Source organism: Massilia sp. IC2-278 (assembly GCF_020708045.1).
In the GTDB taxonomy this organism is placed as follows: Bacteria; Pseudomonadota; Gammaproteobacteria; order Burkholderiales; family Burkholderiaceae_D; genus Telluria.
This window is the reverse complement of the sequence record NZ_JAJFES010000007.1, coordinates 98823-122109: the sequence shown is the minus strand read 5'-3', so window position 1 is coordinate 122109 and position 23287 is coordinate 98823. Positions and strand designations below refer to the sequence as shown.

Annotated in this window: 22 protein-coding genes; 14 read left to right on the top strand and 8 right to left on the bottom strand. The window is 60.5% G+C overall.

The window, feature by feature from the left end; all coding sequences use genetic code 11:
• Nucleotides 1-2: 2 nt before the first annotated feature.
• Complete coding sequence (locus LK540_RS15315; protein WP_229438166.1) at nt 3-896, bottom strand: ABC transporter ATP-binding protein; 894 nt, start codon at nt 894-896, stop codon at nt 3-5.
• 249 nt (nt 897-1145) lie between these two features.
• Between LK540_RS15315 and coq7 the strand changes: the two genes are divergently transcribed.
• A complete protein-coding gene (gene coq7 / locus LK540_RS15310; protein ID WP_229438165.1) occupies nt 1146-1790 on the top strand; it encodes a 2-polyprenyl-3-methyl-6-methoxy-1,4-benzoquinone monooxygenase in 645 nt (214 codons plus the stop codon).
• 173 nt (nt 1791-1963) lie between these two features.
• On the opposite strand, the gene LK540_RS15305 is transcribed toward coq7, so the two are convergent.
• The 4 genes from LK540_RS15305 to LK540_RS15290 form a co-directional block, all read right to left on the bottom strand.
• Nucleotides 1964-2389, bottom strand: coding sequence for an OsmC family protein (locus LK540_RS15305; protein WP_229438164.1), 426 nt, complete (start codon nt 2387-2389; stop codon nt 1964-1966).
• 92 nt (nt 2390-2481) lie between these two features.
• Nucleotides 2482-3666 (bottom strand): ABC transporter permease, encoded by a 1185-nt coding sequence (locus tag LK540_RS15300; protein ID WP_229438163.1) that lies wholly within the window; start codon nt 3664-3666, stop codon nt 2482-2484.
• Nucleotides 3663-4397 (bottom strand): ATP-binding cassette domain-containing protein, encoded by a 735-nt coding sequence (locus LK540_RS15295; protein ID WP_229438162.1) that lies wholly within the window; start codon nt 4395-4397, stop codon nt 3663-3665. The genes LK540_RS15300 and LK540_RS15295 overlap by 4 nt, the downstream gene beginning before the upstream one ends.
• Before the next feature lie 12 nt (nt 4398-4409).
• Nucleotides 4410-5849, bottom strand: a complete 1440-nt coding sequence (locus LK540_RS15290; RefSeq protein ID WP_229438161.1) for an alpha/beta fold hydrolase — start codon at nt 5847-5849, stop codon at nt 4410-4412.
• 322 nt (nt 5850-6171) lie between these two features.
• On the opposite strand from LK540_RS15290, the gene rplM reads away from it, so the two are divergent.
• The 6 genes from rplM to erpA all read left to right on the top strand — a co-directional run bounded on the left by rplM (nt 6172) and on the right by erpA (nt 10423).
• Nucleotides 6172-6600: a 50S ribosomal protein L13 gene (gene rplM, locus LK540_RS15285; RefSeq protein ID WP_229438160.1), complete on the top strand. Its 429-nt coding sequence runs from the start codon at nt 6172-6174 to the stop codon at nt 6598-6600.
• Nucleotides 6601-6609: 9 nt separating this feature from the next.
• Entirely contained in the window at nt 6610-7002 is a 393-nt protein-coding gene (rpsI, locus tag LK540_RS15280; RefSeq protein WP_027865814.1) for a 30S ribosomal protein S9, read from the top strand.
• Nucleotides 7003-7215: 213 nt separating this feature from the next.
• Nucleotides 7216-8256, top strand: a complete 1041-nt coding sequence (locus tag LK540_RS15275; RefSeq protein WP_374041367.1) for a patatin-like phospholipase family protein — start codon at nt 7216-7218, stop codon at nt 8254-8256.
• Between the two features lie 160 nt (nt 8257-8416).
• Nucleotides 8417-9454 (top strand): N-acetyl-gamma-glutamyl-phosphate reductase, encoded by a 1038-nt coding sequence (argC, locus tag LK540_RS15270; protein WP_229438158.1) that lies wholly within the window; start codon nt 8417-8419, stop codon nt 9452-9454.
• Nucleotides 9455-9600: 146 nt separating this feature from the next.
• Nucleotides 9601-9999, top strand: a complete 399-nt coding sequence (locus tag LK540_RS15265; RefSeq protein ID WP_229438157.1) for a polymer-forming cytoskeletal protein — start codon at nt 9601-9603, stop codon at nt 9997-9999.
• 55 nt (nt 10000-10054) lie between these two features.
• Nucleotides 10055-10423 (top strand): iron-sulfur cluster insertion protein ErpA, encoded by a 369-nt coding sequence (gene erpA, locus LK540_RS15260; RefSeq protein WP_229438156.1) that lies wholly within the window; start codon nt 10055-10057, stop codon nt 10421-10423.
• A gap of 160 nt (nt 10424-10583) precedes the next feature.
• On the opposite strand, the gene LK540_RS15255 is transcribed toward erpA, so the two are convergent.
• Together LK540_RS15255 and LK540_RS15250 are read right to left on the bottom strand one after the other, a co-directional pair.
• A complete protein-coding gene (locus LK540_RS15255) occupies nt 10584-11681 on the bottom strand; it encodes an anhydro-N-acetylmuramic acid kinase (RefSeq protein WP_229438155.1) in 1098 nt (365 codons plus the stop codon).
• Nucleotides 11682-11766: 85 nt separating this feature from the next.
• Nucleotides 11767-13131, bottom strand: coding sequence for a peptidoglycan DD-metalloendopeptidase family protein (locus LK540_RS15250; RefSeq protein ID WP_229438154.1), 1365 nt, complete (start codon nt 13129-13131; stop codon nt 11767-11769).
• 150 nt (nt 13132-13281) lie between these two features.
• Between LK540_RS15250 and tyrS the strand changes: the two genes are divergently transcribed.
• From tyrS to purH, 7 genes are all read left to right on the top strand, one after another.
• A complete protein-coding gene (gene tyrS, locus LK540_RS15245; protein ID WP_229438153.1) occupies nt 13282-14559 on the top strand; it encodes a tyrosine--tRNA ligase in 1278 nt (425 codons plus the stop codon).
• The gene (gene dtd, locus LK540_RS15240) at nt 14556-15014 is read left to right on the top strand and encodes a D-aminoacyl-tRNA deacylase (RefSeq protein WP_229438152.1); all 459 of its coding nucleotides are present in this window, start codon (nt 14556-14558) and stop codon (nt 15012-15014) included. The genes tyrS and dtd overlap by 4 nt, the downstream gene beginning before the upstream one ends.
• 55 nt (nt 15015-15069) lie before the next feature.
• Nucleotides 15070-15735 (top strand): YbhB/YbcL family Raf kinase inhibitor-like protein, encoded by a 666-nt coding sequence (locus LK540_RS15235; RefSeq protein WP_229438151.1) that lies wholly within the window; start codon nt 15070-15072, stop codon nt 15733-15735.
• A gap of 34 nt (nt 15736-15769) precedes the next feature.
• A complete protein-coding gene (locus LK540_RS15230) occupies nt 15770-16438 on the top strand; it encodes a histidine phosphatase family protein (protein WP_229438150.1) in 669 nt (222 codons plus the stop codon).
• A gap of 150 nt (nt 16439-16588) precedes the next feature.
• Complete coding sequence (gene dusB / locus LK540_RS15225; protein WP_229438149.1) at nt 16589-17614, top strand: tRNA dihydrouridine synthase DusB; 1026 nt, start codon at nt 16589-16591, stop codon at nt 17612-17614.
• An 84-nt stretch (nt 17615-17698) separates the two neighbouring features.
• Nucleotides 17699-17932 (top strand): helix-turn-helix domain-containing protein, encoded by a 234-nt coding sequence (locus LK540_RS15220; RefSeq protein ID WP_056338842.1) that lies wholly within the window; start codon nt 17699-17701, stop codon nt 17930-17932.
• A 90-nt stretch (nt 17933-18022) separates the two neighbouring features.
• Nucleotides 18023-19609: a bifunctional phosphoribosylaminoimidazolecarboxamide formyltransferase/IMP cyclohydrolase gene (gene purH / locus LK540_RS15215; RefSeq protein ID WP_229438148.1), complete on the top strand. Its 1587-nt coding sequence runs from the start codon at nt 18023-18025 to the stop codon at nt 19607-19609.
• Between the two features lie 133 nt (nt 19610-19742).
• On the opposite strand, the gene LK540_RS15210 is transcribed toward purH, so the two are convergent.
• Nucleotides 19743-23114, bottom strand: coding sequence for a TIR domain-containing protein (locus LK540_RS15210; protein WP_229438147.1), 3372 nt, complete (start codon nt 23112-23114; stop codon nt 19743-19745).
• Nucleotides 23115-23287: the final 173 nt, after the last annotated feature.

Here is a 23287-nt window from a genome sequence, read left to right as displayed (position 1 = left end):
GTTCAGGTCTTCCCGGCTGCGCCGTCGTAGCGGCCCGCGATGGTGGCGAAGTACACGTCTTCCAGGCTGGCGTGGGCCGGCTCGAAGCCCATGCCCGGATCGTTCTCGTCGTACACGTGGACCAGGGTGCGGCCGGCGCGCAGGCGCGTCGAGATCACCGCATGCTGCTTCTGGAACAGCGGCAGGTCGGCCTTGTCGACGTAGCGCGACCAGATGCAGTCCTCGATGCCTTCGATCAGGCGCAGCGGCTCGCCGCACAGCAGCACACGGCCCTTGTGGATGATGGCCATGTTCGCGCACAGATCGGCCACGTCGGACACGATGTGGGTCGAGAGCAGCACGGTCTTGTCGGCGCCGATGTCCGACAGCAGGTTGTGGAAGCGTACCCGCTCCTGCGGGTCGAGGCCGGCGGTGGGCTCGTCGACAATGATCAGCTGCGGGTCGCCGATCAGGGCCTGGGCCACGCCGAAGCGCTGGCGCATGCCGCCCGAGAAGGTGCCCAGCTTCTGGTGGCGCACCTCGAACAGATTGGTTTGCTGGAGCAGGCCGTCGACCACTTCGCGGCGGCGGTGTTTATGGGACAGGCCTTTCAGCTGGGCGAAATGATCGAGCAATTCATAGGCCGTGACCTTCGGGTAGACGCCGAAGTCCTGCGGCAGGTAGCCGAGCATGCGCCGTACTTCGTCTTTTTCGTCGAGCACGTCGATGTCGTCGAGGAAGACCGAACCGGCATCGCACTCCTGCAGCGTGGCCAGGATGCGCATCAGGGTCGACTTGCCGGCGCCGTTCGGCCCCAGCAGGCCGAACATGCCTTGCGGGATGTTCAGCGTGACCTTGTCCAGGGCCACCACGCCATTGGCGTAGGTCTTGGACAGATTGCGGATGCGTAATTCCATGCGGACTCCAGGGGTGGGCTTTTGCGTGACGGACATGTGCATTTCCGCCAAGCCTTCTTGACGCCTGCATTGTAGTCAATAACGGCCGAGTCGGGCGGGCGATGCGACGCACGGCGCACTGGGCGGACTGGATTGCAAAAACGCGGGACAGGGCGGGTGCGCCGCTGGAGCGGGCGGGGGCGTATGCGGCGCGGCAGGCGCGGCGGCGGCGGGCATATAATGGCGTTTTGCCGCGATAAATGGATGATTATGTTAGCGAACCGTTTTATCAGTCCCCTCGACCAGCTGATCGTCGGCGTCGACAAGGCGCTGCGCGTGGTCGGCGGCGTGGCCTCGTCGTCGCGCCTGAACCCGGCGGCGCATGCCGTCGATTGCGAGCTCGACGAGCGCGAGTCGCGCCACAGCGCCGGCCTGATGCGCGTGAACCACGTCGGCGAAGTGTGCGCCCAGGCGCTGTACGACTCGCAGGCGCGCCACGCCATGAGTCCGGAGATGCGCAAGCAGTTCGAAGAAGCCGGGCGCGAGGAAGAAGACCACCTGGCCTGGACCGCGCAGCGCCTGTCGGAACTGGGTTCGCAGCCGAGCGTATTGAATCCGCTCTGGTATGCCGGCGCCTATGCGATGGGCACGGTGGCGGCCAAGCTGGGCGACGCCAACAGCCTCGGTTTCGTGGTCGAGACCGAGCGCCAGGTCGAAGCGCATTTGAACAGCCACCTCGACCTGCTGCCCGTGCAGGACGCCAAGTCGCGCGCCATCGTCGAACAGATGCGCGTCGATGAAATCGCCCACGGCGCCGCGGCCCAGGCGCTCGGCGCAGCGGAGATGCCGGTGCCGGTCAAGCTGGCGATGAAGGCGTTTGCGAAGGTGATGACCACCACCGCGTATTACGTGTGATGTACCGCGGCGCCGTTTGCATGTTGGCGCTGACCGTAGGGTGGGCACTCGTGCCCACGCAGTCGTGCCTGTAAATACCTGACAATGTGATCTTGCTAGCGTCGCTGGCTTACCGGACACTGAAACACTTGCATCTGCCGTACCGCGTGGGCACAAGTGCCCACCCTACGGGACTACGCCGTTTCGACGATCTCGAACGAATGCGTGATCTCGGCCGTCTTGGCCAGCATGATCGACGCCGAGCAGTACTTCTCGTGCGACAGCTTCACCGCGCGCTCCACCGCCGCCGGCTTCAGGTTCTTCCCGCTCACCGTGAAGTGGAAGTTAATCCGGGTGAACACCTTCGGATCGGTTTCGGCGCGTTCGGCCTGCAGCGTCACGTCGCAGCCCAGCACCTCTTCGCGGCTGCGCTTCAGGATCAGCACCACGTCGAAGGCGGTGCAGCCGCCGGTGCCGGCCAATACCAGTTCCATCGGGCGCGCCGCCGTGTTGTGGCCGCCCGCTTCCGGTGCGCCATCCATCGCGAGCGTGTGGCCCGACCCGGTCTCGGCGCGAAAACTCATGCCCGACGGGCCGTTCCAGCTGACTTTGACTTCCATGTGCGTTTCTCCGCTGTTTTGTCTGCCCACATTGTAGAACAGGCCACCGCGGCATGCCGGGGTGGCCTGGTTTTGCAGGAGGAAGCGGCCCGTCAGACCGACAGCACGTAACGCTCGCTCTTCATGCGCCAACTGGCAAAGGCCACCGCCACCGCCGCCGCGAGCGCCGACGACAGGAAGGTCATCGCCACCGGCCACAGGCCGACCTCGCCCCCCTTGGCCATCTCGCGCAGCAGCGTCTGGTTCGAGAGCATCGGCACCATGTACATCCAGTCGGCCGTCTTCAGTTCCATCATCGAGATCACCACGCCCGGCACCAGCGGCACCAGCATCGCAATGCTCAGCAGGCTCTGGGCTTCCTTGAACGACTTGGCGTTCATCGCCAGCGCGATCTGCAGGCCGGCCGCGAACAGGCACAGCGGAATCGAGGCCACGCACACCAGCGCCAGGTCGGGCCAGGCCAGGGCCCAGGACATGCCGATTTCCTCGAGCGGCATCCAGGACAGGATCGCATGCGCCAGCGCCAGTTCCAGCGTGACGCCGAGGATGGCCAGCACGCCGGCCGTCAGCCACTTGCCGGCCACCAGCTCCCAGGCCCGCGCCGGCTGCGCCATCAGCACTTCCATCGAACGCCGTTCGCGCTCGCCGGCGGTGATGTCGACCGCGGTCGACATCCCGCAGATAAAGGCCGGCAGGAACAGGATGCCGAGGATGCTGCCGATGAAGCCGGCCGAGCGCGAGGCGTTGGTGCCGGTGTCGAAGCGCTGCACCTGGATCGGCGCCAGCGTCGCCGGCGACACGCCGTGCGCCAGCAGGCGCGCGCTGGCCACGTTGGCGCCGTAGGCCTGCAGCACGTCCTCGACCTCGCGCCGCTGCGTGTAGTTTTCGTCGGCCGAGTCGAACCACAGCTCCACGCGCGCCGGGCGCATCGCCGTGTAGTTCTCGGTGAACTTGTCGGACAGGCGCAGCACCACGGGATACTTCTTCGAGCGCAGCAGTTCGCCGATGCCTTCCTCGTCGAGCGGGCCGGTATCGATGATGGTGACGTTGCGCTGCTTGAGCTGGGCCATCAGGGTCGGCGCCTTGGCCACGCCGATCACGGCCACCTCGATGCCGTCGCGCTCGGGCTTGGTGGCGCGGTCGATGGTCTTGTTCAGCAGGAAGCCCAGCATCAGCGGGTACATGAAGGTGAACAGGGCCAGCAGGCCCAGGGTGCGCTTGTCGCGCAGGGTCTCGCGCAACTCCTTGATCAGGACGACTAAAAACTTGGGCTTCATGCGGCGATTCCTTCCTCGGTGCCGACCAGGCTGACGAACGCGTCTTCCAGGCTGGCGATGCCGGTGCGGCGGCACAGTTCCTGGGGCGAGCCCTGGGCCACGGTATGGCCCTTGGCGATGACGATCACGTCGTCGCACAAATGGGTCACTTCCTGCATCACGTGGGTGGCCATGATCACGCAGCAGCCATCGGCGCGCAGCGCGGTGAGCGCGTGGCGCAGGGCGCGCGTGGCCATCACGTCCAGGCCGCGGCTCGGTTCGTCGAGCAGCAGGTGGCGCGGGCGGTGCAGCAGGGTGCGGGCGAGGGCCACCTTGATGCGCTGGCCCTGCGAGAAGCCCTTGGCGCGCCGTTCGAGGATGTCGTCCATCCCCAGCAGCTCCGAGACTTCGTCGATGCGGGTGTCCAGCGCGGCGCCGCCCATGCCGTTCAGCTCACCGAAATAGGCCAGGTATTCGCGCGTGGAGAGGCGCTCGTAGAGCCCGAACTGGTCGGTCAGGAAGCCGATGTTGCGGCGTACCGCGAGCGGGTCCTGCTCCGGATCGACGCCGTCGATGGAAATGGTGCCGTGGTCGCGCTTCAGGAGACCGATCAGGGTGCGCAGCAGGGTGGTCTTGCCGGCGCCGTTGGGGCCGAGGAGGGCGGTGATCTGGCCGTCGCGCGCGGAGAAGCTCACGCCGCCGAGGGCCTTGACCTCGCCGAACTGTTTGCGTACGTCTTGTACTTCGATCATGGGGAACTCGATTCAGGGTTGCGGCCCGGCGCTGCCGAGCTGGAAGGTCGGGGCCGGGATCTCGGCCAGGCACTTGGCGTTCAGGTTCTCGGTCGGCTTGTCGAGGAATTCGCGCAGCAGGCGCGGCGCGCAGCCGAGCTGCGAGACGCCGTGGCCGGCATTCGCCACCACCAGGTGGCGCGCGTTGCTCATGAACTCGGCGGCGCGTTCGGCGCGGCGCGGCGGCGTGACCGGATCGAGCGCGCCCGAGAGCAGCAGGGCCGGCGCGGCGATCTTCGCCGGCGCGGCATAGGGCACGGCCGGCACCTTCATGTCCTTGCACAGGCTCGGGATGCGCTCGGCAAGCGGACGCGTGAGCAGGGCGTTGTCTTCCTTGATCAGTTCCGGCGTCATGCGCGGCACGTCTTCGGCGCAGACCACGGCCAGGTGCAGCAGCATGGCGCTGGAGCCGTCGCTGGCGAAGTCGCCGGCGATGTTGTGGCGCGCGATGAAGGGTTCCCAGCGGCCGTTGTAGGCGCTGTGCAGCAGGAAGGGCAGGCGCCGCGCGTCGGCCGGCGAATACAGGATGTTGTGGACGGTGCCGAGGAAGCGCTGGCCGGTCATGGTGAAGGTGACCGGCGCGGCGGTGCGCGGGTCGGCGATCGAGAGCTTGATGCCGGCCTCGGTGCGTTTCACCAGGGCGTCGAATTCGGCGCGCAGGTTCGGATAGGCTCCCTTGCAGGCGGCATTCGCGGCGCACTGGGCAAACAGTTTATCGAGCGCGGCGGTGCCGTCGCGCCCGCCCGCCGGGATCACCTGGTCGGGCGCGGCCACGCCGTCGAGCACCAGGGTACGCACGCTGTCGGGGAAGGCGCGCGCATAAGCCTGGCCGAGGCGGGTGCCGTAGGAACCGCCCCAGACGTTCACCTTGCCGTAGCCGAGCGTCTTGCGTACTTCTTCCAGGTCGCGCGCGGCGGCGGCGGTGGTGTAGGCGCCGAAGGGCGCGCGGCTCTTCGCGATGCAGGCGCGCACCTCGGCTTCGAGCTCGGCGTCGCTCATGGTCTCGTGTTCGGGGCGGCTTTCGCAATCGAGCTTGCCCGACAGGCCGGTGCCGCGCTGGTCGATGAAGACGATGTCGCGCGTGGCGCGCACGCGCCGGAAAGCGGCCGAGAGCAGGGGCAGGACTTCGCTGCCGGCCTGGCCGGGGCCGCCGGCGAGCACGAACAGCGGATCGGTGCGCGCGGCTTCGCGGAAGGCCGGCGCCACCGTCACGTGGATCTTGATGCCGGGGCCGCCTGGCCTGGCGTAATCGAGGGGCACCTGGACGGCCAGGCAGCGCAGCGTATCTTCGGTGCCGGGCAGGTGGCAGTTGCGCGTGGCCGCCTTGGCTGCAGGCGATGCGGGCGGCGCAGCCTGGGCCGCGCCCGACAACAGCAGTGCAGCGAGGGGAAGCAGGATGGATCGAATTTTCACGAAAACTCCTCTAACAATTGATCCATACTAATTTGGCATCGTTTCGCCGGTCAACCCAAAAGTTTCATTAAAGAACACTTTTGGATACATATGTCCTGGCCAAGTCTAGTTGTCATAGGGAACATGACTTTGCGCAAGCTCACCAGGCACGAGGCTTGATGGGCGCGGATGCGACAGCGGAACCTTGCCGCCTTGACGCTAGTGTGGAAAGCGCGGTATGATCGTCGGCTTTCCATTTGCTCTGGAAAAGACAATAAGGCAGAGTCCGCAGTAACCCTTGCGGAACCACCATTTGAGCAATTTACCTATTTAGGAAGTCAACATGAAAACTTTTTCCGCTAAGGGCCATGAAGTCCAGCGCGACTGGTTCGTGATTGACGCGACGGACTTGGTCCTCGGACGTGTTGCCAGCGAAGTGGCACTCCGACTGCGCGGCAAACACAAACCGGAATTCACTCCGCACGTCGATACCGGTGACTACATTGTCGTCGTCAACGCAGGCAAACTGCGCGTGACCGGCACCAAGGCTACCGCCAAGACCTACTACCGTCACTCGGGCTACCCGGGCGGTATCTACGAAACCAACTTCCTGAAAATGCAACAGCGCTTCCCGGGCCGTGCCCTGGAAAAGGCTGTCAAAGGCATGCTGCCGAAGGGCCCGCTGGGCTACGCCATGATCAAGAAGCTGAAAGTGTACGCGGAAGGCACCCACCCGCACGCCGCACAGCAACCACAAGCACTGACCCTCTAAGGAACTGACATGATCGGTAACTACAACTACGGCACCGGCCGTCGCAAGAGTGCAGTCGCTCGCGTGTTCATCAAAGCCGGCACCGGCCTGATCGTCGTGAACGGCAAGCCTGCGAACGAATACTTCTCGCGCGAAACCGGCCTGATGGTCATCCGTCAACCGCTGGAACTGACCGGCAACGTCGAGCGTTTCGACATCAAGGTCAACGTCCATGGCGGCGGTGAGTCGGGCCAGGCTGGCGCCGTTCGTCACGGCATCACCCGCGCTCTGATCGACTACGATGCAGGCCTCAAGGGCGACCTGGCACGTGCCGGTTTCGTCACCCGTGACGCCCGTGAAGTCGAGCGTAAGAAAGTCGGCCTGCGTAAAGCACGTCGCGCCAAGCAGTTCTCGAAGCGTTAATCGCTGGGCGGCCTTCGTGCTGCTTTACTGCTGGACAAAAAAGCCACCTTCGGGTGGCTTTTTTTATTTCTGCTTGCTTTTCAAACGCTACGCACTCCTTTTGTGCGCCGCAAAATTTTTACTGTTGGTTTCGGCACGAATGTTCGGCAACGCACGGCCACGTCTGTTTTCGCAAGCTAGGCTGGACGGTGTTAATATTGCAGGAGCATGATTGTGACGACAGGAGTAAAACGGATCAGCCTTGGCATCCAGGGCGGCGGCGCCTTCGGCGCCTTTGGCTGGGGTGTACTGGACCGCCTGTTGCAGGAAGAGCGGCTGGAGATCGGCGCCATCAGCGGCACCAGCGCCGGCGCCGTCAACGCGGCGGTCCTGGCCGACGGTTACGCCCGGGGTGGCGGGCGCGAGGGCGCGCGTGCTGCGCTGCAGCGTTTCTGGCGCGGTTTGAGCGCGGCCGCGTCGATGGTCAGTCCGGTGCGGCCTTCGCCCTTCGACTGGGCCACCGGCGGCGGCACGCTCGCGACCTCGCCTGGCTACCAGCTGATGCAATTGCTGGCCGGCGTGCTGGCGCCGCCGGCGTCGCCGCTGTCCATGAACCCGATGCAGCCGCTGCTGGCCACGCTGATCGATTTCGAGCGCGTGCGCAGTTGCGAGGAAATCGACCTCTTCATTCCTGCGACGAACATCCGCAGCGGCAAGGGCAGGGTGTTCCGGCGCGAAGAGCTCGATGCGCGCATGATCGCCGCCTCGGCCTGCCTGCCCTACGTGTTTGCGCCAGTCGTGATCGACGGCGAGGCCTACTGGGACGGCAGCTTCGTCGGCAATCCTTCCTTGTCCCCCTTGGTGGACAATGGCCCGGCCGACATCGTCATCATCCAGAACAACCCGATTGCCCGGCCCGGCCTGCCGATGACCATGAGCGACATCCAGAGCCGCACCAGCGAGATCGCTTTCAACATCAGCTTCGTGCGCGAGGTGAGCGCCATCCGCCATCTGGGCGCCCTGGTCGATGCCGAGGAAAGCAATGTGGTACACGCGGCCGGTGTGCGCCTGCACCTGATCAGCGGCAACGAGGAACTCCAGCAGCTCGATTTGTCGAGCAAGTTCAATACCGAATGGCCTTTCCTGCTGCACCTGCACGACCTGGGCGTGGCCACCGCGGAGCGCTGGCTGGACGAGCATGCCGACTACGTCGGCAAGATGTCGACCATGGATCCGGTGCCGGTCCACGACGCGGAGCGCCTGACCGGCACCTGATGGAGCGGCCATGCAATATTTGCAAGATTGGCTCGGGATGCAAATATTCTTTGCATGCCAGCACCAGGGGCCGGACATACCGCGCGCCGCGCCGATGCGGTGAGGCTGTTAAAATTGCAGCCTCGGCCCGGCTGGGCGCTTATTTTACAGAGGATAGAACATGATCAAAGTTGGCATCGTTGGCGGAACCGGATACACGGGCGTGGAATTGCTGCGGCTGTTGGCCGCGCATCCCGACGTGGAGCTGACCGCGATCACCTCGCGCAAGGAAGACGGCCTGCCGGTGGCCGACATGTTCCCGTCGCTGCGCGGCCGCGTGAACCTGGCCTTCTCGGCGCCGGACAAGGCCGACCTGACCCAGTGCGACGTGGTCTTCTTCGCCACCCCGCACGGCGTGGCCATGGCGCAGGCGCCGGCCCTGCTGGCCGCCGGCGTGAAGGTCATCGACCTGGCCGCCGACTTCCGCCTGAAGGACCGCGCCGCCTTTGAAAAATGGTACAAGATCGAGCACACCGCGCCCGAGCTGATCGAGGAAGCCGTGTACGGCCTGCCGGAACTGAACCGCGAAGACATCAAGAAGGCGCGCCTGATCGCCAATCCGGGCTGCTACCCGACCACCATGCAGATCGGCTTCGTGCCGCTGTTGAAAGCCGGCCTGATCGAGGCAGACAGCCTGATCGCCGATGCCAAATCTGGCGTCTCGGGCGCCGGCCGTAAAGCCGAGATCGGCACCCTGTTCTCGGAGTCCAGCGACAACTTCAAGGCCTACGGCGTGGCCGGCCACCGCCACACCCCGGAAACCTCGGCCCAGCTGCAGCGCTACACCGACCAGAAAGTCGGCCTGATCTTCACCCCGCACCTGGTGCCGATGATCCGCGGCATGCACGCCACCCTGTACGCGCGCCTGACGAAGGACATCGACAACGCCGCGCTGCAGGGACTGTTCGAAGCCGAGTACAAGGATTCGGCTTTCGTCGACGTCATGCCGTTCGGCTCGCACCCGGAAACCCGCTCGACCCGCGGCTCGAACATGTTGCGCCTGGCACTGCACCGTCCGGAAGGCACCAACACCGTCGTGATCCTGGTGGTGCAGGACAACCTGGTGAAGGGCGCCTCGGGCCAGGCCGTGCAGTGCATGAACCTGATGTTCGGCCTGGACGAGACCACCGGTCTGCAGCAGATCGCCCTGTTGCCGTAAGCATCGCTGCACCCCTGTCGGGTGATTCCTACAGGCATTGCCCGACAAGAGCTAGATCAAGGTGGTAACTGTTGAGGGCGGTAAATTGGCCGATGCACTGGTTGATTTACTCGCCGCAACTTTTACTAACCTACAGGGGTGCCACCATGTTTGGTCGCAACGCGAAAAGCGAAATTGACAGCCTGATCGGCATAGCCGCCCGCATCGAAGGCGACCTCTGTTTCTCCGGCGGCCTGCGCATCGATGGCGAGGTCCATGGCAACGTGCTGGCAAGCGAGGGACCCGACAGCGTGCTGATCGTGTCGGAACATGCCCGCATCGAGGGCGAGGTGCGCTGCGCCAACCTGGTGGTGAACGGCTACATCGCCGGCTCCGTTCATTCCACCGAGCTACTTGAATTGCAGCCGAAAGGCCGCATACATGGGGATGTCCATTACAAGCTGCTCGAAATGCACGGCGGCGCCCTGGTGACCGGCAAGCTCACGCACCAGCCGGCGGGCGAGCCGGTGTTCCATCTGGCAGAAGCGGCGAGGGCCGAAGCATGACCGGCGCGAACCGTCTATAATGGGCATAAATTGAATCCAATCAGGAGTTTATCCCATGACTGCAGTGGCCGAAGTGCAAGACTTTGACACCATCCCGACCCCGATCGTCTTCACCGACAGCGCCGCTGATAAAGTGGCACAACTGATCGAAGAAGAGGGCAACCCAGACCTGAAACTGCGCGTCTTCGTGCAGGGCGGCGGCTGCTCGGGCTTCCAGTACGGCTTTACCTTCGATGAAATCGTCAACGAAGACGACACCACGATGGAAAAGAACGGCGTGCAATTGTTGATCGACTCGATGAGCTACCAGTACCTGGTCGGCGCGGAAATCGACTACAAGGACGACCTCGAAGGCGCCCAGTTCGTCATCAAGAACCCGAACGCCACCAGCACCTGCGGCTGCGGCTCGTCGTTCTCGGCGTAAGCTGGTTTGACAGCCCGGCAGTAAGGGCGTCGTAGCAGATCCGGGCAATGCCCGGATTTGTTTTTTGGGGTGCTGCCTTGGCGCGCCGCCTCGGCGCACCGCCTTGGCGCGCCGCCTTGGCGCATGCGTTCAGTTGGTGGGTTCGAGAACCCACCCTACGTTACGCTGGATACAGCGCACCGAGAATGCGCGACCCTTTGGCGCCGGTTACCGCTGGCATATTGCCCGGTTGGCGCTCGAGGAAGCGGTAACCCAGCCAGGCAAACGCCAGCGCCTCGACCCGGTTCGGCGCCACGCCGAGTGCCGCTGTCGATTCCACTGCCACATTCCCGCCCAGCGCAGCAGCCAGCGCCCGCAGCAGGGCGCCGTTGTAGGCGCCGCCGCCACAGACGTACACGGCATCCACTTCCGCGCTTTCCTGCCGGATCGCGTCCGCGATCGAGCGTGCCGTCAGTTCGACCAGCGTGGCTTGCACGTCTTCCGGCGCCAGGTCCGCAAACCCGGCCAACTGCGCATCCAGCCACGCCATATGGAACAAGTCGCGTCCGGTGCTCTTCGGCGCCGGCTGCCGGAAGTAGGACTCTTCCAGCAGCATGGCCAGCAAGTCCACATGCACGGCCCCGCTCGCACCCCAGGCACCGTCGGCGTCGTATTCCTTGTCCTGATGCCGCGCGATCCACCCATCGAGCAGCACATTCCCGGGTCCGGTATCGAAACCACCGACCCGTCCATCCGCATGCAACACGCTGATGTTGCCGATCCCGCCGATATTCACCACCACGCGCGCCGTGCCCGATTTCCCGAATGCCGCCGCATGAAAGGCAGGCACCAGCGGCGCACCCTGGCCGCCGGCGGCGATGTCGCGGCTGCGGAAGTCGGCGATCACATCGAGACCGGTCAGCTCGGCCAGCAGGGCAGGGTTGTTGGTCTGGCGCGTGAAGCCGAGCTCAGGCCGGTGGCGCACGGTCTGCCCATGCACGGCTACTGCCGCCACCGGACCCGGTGCGGCTGGCATCAGTTGTTGCACGCACTCGGCATAGCAGCGCGCCAGGCCATTCGCGGCCAGGGCTTCGCGTTCGATTTCGTTGTCGCCGTTCGCTTGCAGCGCCATCAGTTCTGCCCGCAGCGCCGGCGGAAACGGCACGAAAGCCGCCTCCAGCGTATGAATGGCGCCGTTGCGGAAGTCGGCCAGCACGCCGTCGACACCATCCATGCTGGTGCCGGACATCAGACCTATATAAAGAGTGGAAGTCATCATTTGCCCATCATAAACCAAAGCCCCAAGTAAAAACGCCTTCCGTGCTATGCAGCGGAAGGCGTTTCGAAGGGGAGGTGCCGAAGGCTTAGCGTGCGGCCATGGCGTTGCCGCCTGGGGTCAGCAGCGAGAAGCGGTGGTTCATTTCGGCGGCGGCCATCTTGAAGCGTGCCAGTTCTGCCGAGGTCAGCGGTGCCTGGGTCAGGCCCTTCAATGCGCTCGGGTCACGTGCGACATTCGCCACGCGGAACTCGTAGTGCAGGTGGGCGCCGGTCGACCAGCCGGTCGAGCCGACGTAGCCGATCACCTGGCCCTGGCTGACCTTGGCGCCCTTGCGCATGCCGGTGCCGATACGGCTCATATGGGCATAGGCGGTGCTGTAGTTGTTCCAGTGCTTCAGGACAACCATGTTGCCGTAGCCATTGCCCACACCGGCGAAGTCGACGGTGCCGTCGCCGGCGGCGCGGATCGGGGTGCCGGTTGGTGCGGCATAGTCGATGCCCTTGTGCGCTTTCCATTTGCCCGAGATCGGGTGGATGCGGTTCGAGAAGCCCGAGGACACGCGCGAGAAGGCGATCGGCGACTTGAGGAAGGCTTTTTTCAGCGACTTGCCGTCCAGGCTGTAGTAGCCGCCCTGCTTGCTGACCGGGTCTTCGAACCAGACGGCCTGGTAGCTGGTGCCGCGGTTGATGAACTCGCCAGCCAGGATGCGGCCGGTTTTCACCATTTCGCCGTCGAGCCAGAAGGTTTCGTACACGACGTTGAAACGGTCGCCGCGCTTGATGTCGTTGCGGAAGTCGATGTTGGTCGAGAACATCTGGACGATTTCGCTGACGACGGAATCCGGAATCGAACCGCCGTCGACATTCGCGTCGGTGGCCGAATACAGCGACGAGGAATTGATCTGGCGCGAACGCATTTCCACGCGGCGCTCGAGCTTGGCAGGCGCCTCGCTGGCAACGAAGCCTTCGCCCTTGCGTGCGATAGTCAGGATCGTGGGAACGTTAGCTTTGCCAGGGATGGTGGCGCGCAGGGAGAGGAGCAGGCCGTTTTCGTCGGTCTCGGCTTGCAGGCGCTTGCCGTTTTTCACGGACAGGACGCGGCGGGCGAGTTTGTCGGTGCGGATGAACTTTTGTGCGTCGGCGTCGTCAACGCCCATGCGGCTCAAGGTGGAACCGATCGAGTCGCCGGAGCGGACACTTTCCTGGTGGATGAATTGCTGCTCGTCTTCCTGCAGCGCGGCGATCTGGTCAGCCAGGTTCGGCAGGGCCAGGTTCTCGGCAACCGAGGTGACCGGCATGTCTGCCGGGTCGGGAGCGACTGGGGCCACTGCAACTGCGCCGAATGCGCACAGTGCCAGGGCGACCGCGCCGGCGCCGACGATGCGGGTCTTGCGACTCGTGTCGGCCAGGCCGAACCAGCGTTTGCCGGTGATTTTATGTATAGGGTTCATGCAATCAGTTAAAATTTGCCGCTTGAACTTCCGACCATCTTTATTCTTGTTGTTTTGAAAAGTTTTCTGCAGGCAAGATTGATGGGATCGAGCATTATACCAAACTACGTGCTCCTACAACCGTTTTAGCCAAACTCCTACAAGATTTTTATGACTTCCTCCGCGACTTCAGGTAATAGCAATTTTGCAAGTAATGCCGTCCTTCCCTTGTCGGACAAGGTGCAGGAAGCGCTTGCGATCACCAAGCGCGGTGTCGACGAACTGCTGATCGAAAGCGAATTTGCACAAAAGCTGGCCCGCTCCGAGAAAAGCGGCGAACCGCTGCGCATCAAGCTCGGCGCCGACCCGACCGCCCCGGACCTGCACCTCGGCCACACCGTGGTGCTGAACAAGCTGCGCCAGCTGCAAGACCTCGGCCATGAGGTGACATTCCTGATCGGCGACTTCACCTCGATGATTGGCGACCCATCGGGCCGCAATGCCACGCGCCCGCCGCTGACCCGCGAGCAGATCGAGGAAAACGCGCAAACCTATTTCCGCCAGGTGGGCCTGATCCTGGACCCGGAGCGCACCAAGATGCGTTACAACTCCGAGTGGTGCGACCCGCTGGGCGCGCGCGGCATGATCCAGCTGGCCTCGCGCTACACCGTGGCGCGCATGATGGAACGCGACGACTTCACCAAACGCTACAAGAGTGGGACTCCAATCGCTGTTCATGAGTTCCTCTATCCGTTGATGCAGGGCTACGATTCAGTCGCTTTGAAATCAGACCTTGAGCTAGGTGGAACGGACCAGAAATTTAACCTGCTGGTCGGCCGTGAGTTGCAAAAAGACTACGGCCAGGAGCCGCAGTGCATCCTCACCATGCCGTTGCTCGAAGGCCTGGACGGCGTCGACAAGATGTCCAAGTCCAAAAACAATTACATCGGCATTACCGAGGCGCCCAACATGATGTTCGGCAAGCTGATGAGTATTTCCGACACCATGATGTGGAAATATTTCGAGCTGCTGTCCTTCCGCCCCTTGGCCGACATCGCCGCGCTGAAGACGGCCACCGAAGGCGGCGCCAACCCGCGCGACGCGAAAGTGGCCCTGGCCAAGGAAATCGTCACCCGCTTCCATTCGTCCCAGGCGGCCGACGATGCGCTGGCTGATTTCGTGAACCGCTCGAAGGGCGGTATTCCGGACGACGTGCCGGAAGTGGCGGTGGCGGGCGCGCCGCTGGGCGTGGCCCAGCTGCTCAAGGCAGCCGGCCTGTGCGCCTCGACTTCGGAAGCCATGCGCATGATCGACCAGGGCGGCGTGCGCATCGACGGCGCCGTGGTCAGCGACAAGGGCCTGCAAGTCGAGGCCGGCAACTTCGTCATGCAAGTCGGCAAGCGCAAATTCGCCCGCGTTAACTTCTCCCGGTCCGGCGATCCGGCATGATCGGCCTGCTGCAACGCGTCAGCCACGCCAGCGTGGTGGTGGACGGCGCGACCGTGGGCGCCATCGAAGCCGGCCTGATGGTGCTGGTCTGCGCAGAGAAGGGCGACACCGAGCGCGAGGCCGACGCCTTATTGACCAAGCTGCTCGGCTACCGCGTTTTCTCCGACGAAGCCGGCAAGATGAACCGCAGCGTGACGGACATCGGCGGCGCCCTGCTGCTGGTGCCCCAGTTCACGCTGGCGGCCGACACCCGTTCCGGCACCCGTCCCTCGTTCTCGCCGGCGGCTAGTCCCGAAGACGGGCGGCGCCTGTTCGATTATTTCGTGCGCCAGGCATGCACACGGCATGGCAAAGTTGAAACCGGTCAATTTGGCGCGGACATGAAAGTATCGTTGACCAATGACGGACCGGTGACGATCTGGCTGCGTGTTGATCCGGTCGACGTCAAGCGCTGAAACCCGCACCGCCTCATGGCGGTCAATAGAAAGGAGTCCCACTAGGGAGATTGCGATGAAAATCTGGAGTGATTCGTTTACCGAGGGCGGCCTGATTCCGCCGGAATGCGCCTTTGCCGTCATCGACCCGGCCACCCATGTGCGCCTGTCGAGCAACCGCAATCCCCACCTGGCCTGGGACGACGTACCGGCCGGCACCCAGTCGCTGGTATTGCTCTGCCACGACGGCGATGCGCCGACCGACGGCACGAACGTCAACAAGGAAGGCAAGACCGTTCCCGAAGACCTGAAGCGCGCCGATTTCTATCACTGGACCCTGGTCGACATTCCGCCCAGCCTGAAAAAACTGGAAGAAGGACAGTTCTCCGACATGGTGACCCCGGGCGGCAAGCAGGGACCGAACCTGCCTTTCCTGGTGAAAAACGGCACCGAACACCAGCTGCGCCAGGGCACCAACGACTACACCGGCTGGTTCGCGGCCGACCCCGACATGGCCGGCGAATACTTCGGCTACGACGGTCCTTGCCCGCCATGGAACGACGAGCGCGTGCATACCTACGTGTTTACAATCTACGCGCTCGACATCGCCCAGCTGCCGCTGGAAGGCACGTTCACCGGCCCGGAAGCACGCCTTGCCATGCGCGGCCACATCCTCGACGAGGCCCAGATCTTCGGCGTGTACTCGCTCAATCCCCAGATCGCGCCCACGCTGTCCAGGTAACCCAGGGCCCCGGTCTCCGGGGCTTTTTTAGTTCATGCAAAACGACACCCCCAACGACACTCCCACCCGCATCGTGCTGATCCGTCATGGCGAAACCGCCTGGAACGCCGAACGCCGCCTGCAAGGCCACCTCGATATCGACCTGAACGATGAAGGCCGGCGCCAGGCGCAGGCACTGGCCGGGGCACTCGCCGGCGAGCACTTCGACGTGCTGGTTTCGAGCGACCTGGCGCGCGCCGCCCAGACCGCGAAAGCCCTGGGCGAATCGCGCGACCAGCCACTGTACATCGACGGCCGCCTGCGCGAGCGCTGCTATGGCGGCTTCGAGGGCCTGCTGTATTCCGAGATCGAGGCACATTTTCCAAAGGAGTTTGCCGCCTGGCAGGCGCGCGACGTGGACGCTGAGTTGCCGCCTGGGCAAAACCAGGGCGAAACCTTCCGCCAGTTCTACGACCGCGTGGTGCCGGCCATTCTTGGCTGGGCCGAAGACAATCCCGGCAAGTCGCTGGCCCTGGTGGCCCACGGCGGCGTGCTCGAATGCGCCTACCGGGCCGCGCTCGGCCTGCCACTGGAAACCCCGCGCGATTTCAAGGTCTTAAATGCCAGCATCAACCGCTTCATCGTACGCGACGGCAAGCTGGAGCTGGTGAGCTGGGGCGAGGTGGCGCACCTGCGTCCGGCTGTAATGGATGAGCTCGGCTAAGCTGCGCCAAGACCGCTGTAGCCAAAAATTTTCCTGCTGTCTACAACGGATTGTGCCGTTCGCGACAGTTCGCGACAAATTTTGCTGATAATTTGAGCAGGGGTTCGGGTAAAATAGCAGGTTCCCGCAAATTCTTTCCCCATTCCCGCTGTGCAAATCGGTCCGTATTTACTTCGCAATAATGTCTTTGTCGCACCCATGGCGGGTGTGACCGACCGTCCGTTCCGCCAGCTGTGCAAGCAGCTCGGCGCGGGCTATGCGGTGTCGGAAATGGCGGCATCGAACCCACGTTTGTGGGCCAGCGAAAAGACCAGCCGCCGCACCGACCACGAAGGCGAGATGGAACCCAAGGCGGTGCAGATCGCCGGCGCCGATCCGCAAGACCTGGCCGATTGCGCTCGCCACAACGTCGAGCGCGGCGCCCAGATCATCGACATCAACATGGGCTGCCCGGTGAAAAAGGTGTGCAACAGCTGGTGCGGTTCGGCCTTGCTGCAGCACGAAGACCTGGTCGAGCGCATCTTGAATGCCGTGGTCGAGGCGGTGGACGTGCCGGTGACGTTGAAGTTCCGTACCGGCTGGGACCGCCAAAACAGGAACGCGCTGCGCATCGCGCGCATGGCCGAGCAGGCCGGCATCCAGATGCTGACCCTGCACGGCCGCACCCGTGCCGACGGCTACAAGGGCGAGGCCGAGTACGACACCATCCGCGCCGTGAAGGCGGCGGTCGGGATTCCGGTGGTGGCGAACGGCGACATCACGACGCCGGAAAAGGCGAAATTTGTGCTGGACTACACCGGTGCCGACGCGGTGATGATCGGCCGCGCGGCCCAGGGCCGGCCCTGGATCTGCCGCGAAATCGACCATTATTTGCGCACCGGCGAACTGTTGCCGGCGCCGCTGGTGGAAGAAGTGCGGCACCTGATGAACGAGCACCTGCCGGCCCATTACGCCTTTTATGGCGAGTACGTCGGCGTACGGACGGCGCGCAAGCACATCGGCTGGTACGTCGAGGATTTGCCGGGCGGCGAAGAATTCCGCCAGCGCATGAACCGGATGGAATCGACAAGCGAACAGCTGGATGCGGTGGATAAATTCTTCCAATCCCAACTGGCGTTCGGCGAGCGGTTACAATACCGGCCCGCGCAGCCTGACGTTGAGGCCATTGCAGCATAAAAGTAGTCAAACAAGAATAAGAACGATGGGGACGTCGCCGTCATGCGCGGCGAAGCAAACACTAACCAGGATGAAGCAGCAGACATGAGCAAAGAGAGTATCCAGGAAGTTGTCCAGAAGAGCCTCGAGGACTATTTCAATGACCTGGGCGAGCAGAAGCCGACGAATATCTACGACATGATGGTCATGACCGTCGAGAAGCCTATCCTCGAAGTGGTGATGACGCGCGCCGACGGCAACCAGTCGCACGCCGCCCAGATGCTGGGCATCAACCGCAATACCTTGCGCAAGAAACTGCAAGAGCACGGACTGCTCTAAGGCTTGCCGGCACGAGTGGCCGTGCGCGGGCGCGGCCAGTATGGCGTGCCTTGAACCCGCACAGAATTTTCATCAACCGTGGCCACTCCCATGATCAAACAAGCTCTCATTTCCGTCTCCGACAAGACCGGCGTGCTCGATTTTGCGCGCGCCCTGTCTGCGCTCGGCGTCAACATCCTGTCGACCGGCGGCACCGCCAAACTGCTGCAGGACAATGGCGTGCCGGTGACGGAAGTTGCCGATTACACCGGCTTCCCGGAAATGCTCGACGGCCGCGTGAAGACCCTGCATCCGAAGGTCCATGGCGGCATCCTCGCGCGCCGCGATTTCCCTGAGCACGTGTCCAAGCTGGAAGAGCACGGCATTCCGCAGATCGACATGGTCGTGGTCAACCTGTATCCGTTCCAGCAGACCGTGGCCAAGGAACAGTGCTCGCTGGAAGACGCGATCGAGAACATCGACATCGGCGGCCCGACCATGCTGCGTTCGGCGGCCAAGAATCATAAGGACGTGGTCGTGATCGTCGACCCGGCCGACTACGGCGTGGTGCTGGCGGAAATGAAGGGCACGGGCACGACCGCCGGTGCGGTAGGCTACGACACCAAGTTCCGCCTGGCCAAGAAAGTCTTCGCGCACACTGCGCAATATGACGGCGCCATCACCAATTACCTCACCAGCCTGGGCGAGGACAAGCAGCACGCCACCCGTTCGAGCTACCCGCAGACGATCAACATGTCGTTTGAAAAAGTGCAGGACATGCGCTACGGCGAAAACCCACACCAGGGCGCGGCGTTCTACCGCGACATCACGGCCGTCGACGGCGCGCTGGCCAATTACCGCCAGCTGCAGGGCAAGGAACTGTCGTACAACAACATCGCCGACGCCGATGCGGCCTGGGAATGCGTGAAGTCGTTGGGCGGCTTCGAGCAGGCAGCCGGCTGCGTGATCGTCAAGCACGCCAATCCGTGTGGTGTGGCGATCGGCGTGGATGCGCTGGACGCCTACTCGCGCGCACTGCAGACCGACCCGACCTCGGCCTTCGGCGGCATCATCGCTTTCAACGTGGAAGTCGACGGCCGTGCGGCCGAGGCGCTGGCCAAGTTGTTCGTCGAAGTGCTGATCGCACCGTCGTTCACCGCCGAAGCGCGCCAGATCATGGCGGCCAAGCAGAACGTGCGCCTGCTGGAAATCCCGCTGGGCCTGGGCCAGAACGCCTACGACGTGAAACGCGTCGGCGGCGGGCTGCTGGTGCAGTCGCCGGATGCCAAGAACGTGGGCCTGGGCGAACTGCGCGTGGTCACCAAGAAGCAGCCGACCCAGCAGCAACTGCAGGATTTGATGTTCGCCTGGCGCGTGGCCAAGTTCGTCAAGTCGAATGCCATCGTGTTCTGCGGTAACGGCATGACCCTGGGCGTGGGGGCAGGGCAGATGAGCCGCATCGACTCGGCGCGCATCGCCTCGATCAAGGCGCAGAATGCCGGCTTGTCCCTTAGCGGTTCGGCGGTGGCGTCGGATGCCTTCTTCCCGTTCCGCGACGGGCTGGACGTGGTGGTCGATGCGGGCGCGACCTGCGTGATCCACCCGGGCGGCTCGATGCGCGACCAGGAAGTGATCGATGCGGCGGATGAGCGTGGCGTGGTGATGCTGTACACCGGTACCCGCCACTTCCGTCATTGATATTTAATTACTAGCAGTGTCAAATAGCTAATTATTTGACACTGCTAATTAGTCTGCTAAATCACTCCTCAATATTCGTCATTAAATTATTGCAGGATGTGTCGCTGCTTCTAAGCTGGTTGTTAACCTATCCCTATCTTAGTAAATGGTTACGGATTCGCAAAATGTTCTGGGCATTGAATTGCTCGCCTTTGAACTCTATTTGCGTAATTCGTCCTCGCTCATAGTCGCGCTCACGTGCTTCTGTTAATTCCTTAAGATGATCTCGAATTTCCATCCACGATATATCACCTTTAGAGTTGCGAATCACAAGATAAACAGGATTGGTTTGATTCATCCAGTATTCAGTATGGCGCGAATCTTTTATGTCAAATATAAGCGCGCCGTCCTTTTGTCTTGTGCGTAGGTGGGAATCGCCAGATTTAAGTTGCAAATAGATTATTTTTCCTGAGGCTTGACCCTTAGAGTCTTTGAATTCAATTTCCATATCTATTCCGTGATCGCTTACGGTTTTTTCTCGTGAAAGCTGGTTGGCAAGGGCAACAGTAGAGATTACCTCTCCCACTAAAATTCGCTCCTTACTCTCATTGTCGAGGGCGATACTGATTTTTTGCTCAAGCTTCCGGACTTCTTCATTTGAGCTTGGGCTGTTATATATCTCTTCTAGTTCGTCCCAAAGTAGTACTTTTTCTTCGCATACTCCGCAAAGAATATAGTCCTTTCCCATCTCAAGTCGTTTTGCTACTGCAATATGGCTCTCGACAGGCGTCCCGCACCCAGTGCAAACATAGTGTCGTGTTCTCTTTACATTTGTTGCCTTCTGTTTTAAATGCTCATGGACATAGCCGATAAATTGAATAAGTTGGCCATTGCCGATATCCAAATTTGCATAGACCTCAATACGACCTTTTCCCTCTCTTAGAGGAGTAAATTTAATCCCGATTCTCTTACGAGCAGTTCGGGTAACAAAGTCTGCACCGTCATGCCACAGATTCTCTTGGCGGAAATGATTCGTGTGTACTAAATGCACAACTAATGTTGCATGGATTTCGTCTGAGTAGCCATCAAAGTCATAGGTTACTAATACAGCGGGCAGAGATGCAGTATTCGGCCGGCGACGACGATAGAACGCAGGCAATACAAGGATATTTCCTTGTGTAGTAGGTTGCCGGAGACATAGGCCTTTGGCAATTAATTGTTTGTGTAAGTCCAGCAGGATATATTGTTCGTCATCTTTTGGTATTGCAGGTAAGGTATCTGGATTTAGATCGCCATTGAGTAAGCGATCTTCTGCAATTGTTCCAAGTTCACTCGGATCATCGCGAATTGTACGGATTAGTGCTTGTCCATAAGCATTTAATAGTTCTGGTCTAAACAACACCCATCCGCCAAATTCAAGTTCGGAAACTACTCCAGGTCCCGACAGAAGATTTAATACTGCTCTAAGTTGCTCGTCCGTGAAATTCCTTTCTGAATGATCTAGTTCTAGCCTAAGTCTGCTTGAAAGATCATTGAAGCGCATAAGAATTTGTCCAGCTTCTTTGAGATGTACGATCTTATCTTTAAGACGCTTAAATAATATTGGGGAGGAGCGCCACGGAATGCGATCCCAATCGATTTTTTCAATAATAGCGTGCCGAAGTTCAGAGCAACCTACTCCAGTTTTTGCGCTTGTTTGTAAATATGCACTGAATCCACGCTCAGTTACGAAATCATCAATCTGTGTTTGGCTAAATTTTAACCCGCCAGCGTCTGATCGCGCAGCTACCAAAATTTTTGCTAAACCGTTCGGTGAGGCACGGCAAACATCTCGATCCCACTGCCCTAGGGAGTCGAACAAGTCATCTTTTTGTCCATTGAATACTAAGACGGCAAGTGCTGCATCGGCCATATACAATTGATGAATCAGGCGCTGATCTGATTGCCCCCCGAAATCCCATAGCCAAATTTCTTTTTCTATGTTTTGCTCCGATATTACAGGAAGCTTCCATTGGGTCGCCCAAGCGCCCATCGTCGAATCTGTATTCGGATCCCACTGATTAGATGCCAGCCTTATTGATAGCGAAGATTTGCCCGCTCCACTTTCACCGACTAACAATACTTTAGCGTTCGTGTACTGGATTTGAGCTTCACCAGAGTTCTCCTCTTTGGAATTGGCGCCAATAGGAAGAGAAGCAAAATCAATCCCTTTAAACGTCCAGCTTAGAAAGCCAAACTCATCTCCAGAGATCGCTGTATTTTCTCCAGTCCAGCGTACATAAGCAATATCTCCACGATGCCCATCTAATACCCTTAAGCAATGTCCGGTAGCTAGATCCCACAACCTTAACGTTCGGTCGCCAGAACCACTTAATGCATGTCGCTGATTAGTATGAAGGGCGATCGTTGCAATGTAGTCTGTATGGCCTTCTAGTACTTGATAACAAAGACCGGTGCTTGCATCCCAGGTTCTGATCGAGTTGTCTCTGCTTCCGCTTATTAGAAACTTATCGTCGTTTGCTAATGTCAGCGATGAAACTTCGCCTGTATGGCCCTCGAGAACACGTAAGCACTGTCCGGCGTGATTCCATAATCTAACTGTAGAGTCGTGAGCACCAGAAACGATAAGTCTCTGACTTACGTTAATTACGCGTACCGCACCCGTATGGCCCCTAAATACTTCAGTCAGAGCGCCTGATTTAAAATTCCATGCTCGTACCGTACCGTCTGCTCCACCGGAATAGAAAACATTTTCATCGAGTGATGCAACAGTTAATACAGGGCCGTCATGTCCAACTAAATTCCGTCCTTCACTAGAATACTTGGAAGCCAACATTAGACTGCCGTTTCGGCAGGCGGCAATGTTATTATTGCTGAATTTTCCGGTCACTGAAGTAATTCTGCCCCCAGGATTCCATACCAATTCCGGTAGTCTTGTTAATGATTTGTCAATTCGCCAAACCTCGCCCCCGAATGTAGCAAACAGAAGATCCTCATCACTGATTGAAAATGTTCTTATTGTCTTGCCCGATAGCACAGCAACTGGTGCAGGGATCGATGGATTTAGCCGGGGAACACTTCCTGCGGTAGCAATAACGGTTTTGCGCGGAGGCAAGCTGGCATCGCGGATTTGTAAGTATGCCTGCTCTGACCTATAGCGCCAATCAACATGAAGCAAATCACTTAGCCATGGTGGAACTGAAGCTTCTTCTAATAATATTGGGATTAATCGTCGGCCTTCATTTAAAGGATCTCGAAAAATTATTGCAGACTGCTCCGCCTGTACAGAACCATTTTTGAATAGAGATTTTGACAAACAAAGAAGTAACGTACGGGAATTTTTTAGACCATTGCTTATTGCAAGCCTTTGAAAGTGCGCATTTGAGGAAATGCTTCGTAACTCCCATAAATCAAACCAAACTTTAAGGCCGTCGGCTTTAAGTTTGTCGGCTAAACTCCGAACAACATCTCGATCTTCAGATGCGTAACTAATAAAAACGTCATACAGAAAATTCCTACTCACCATCTCACCTCATAGTTGTTTGATTGTAATTCTGCTACGGTTTTTTCTTATTGGCAAGATGCTGGGTAGGCGTACATAACTTATGTATTTTTAGTGCAATAAAAGCAACAATGTAATGGTTGAGGTTTCAAAATGGCAACAAATCTACCTTGAACTGTGTTTATCTACAGTATTTT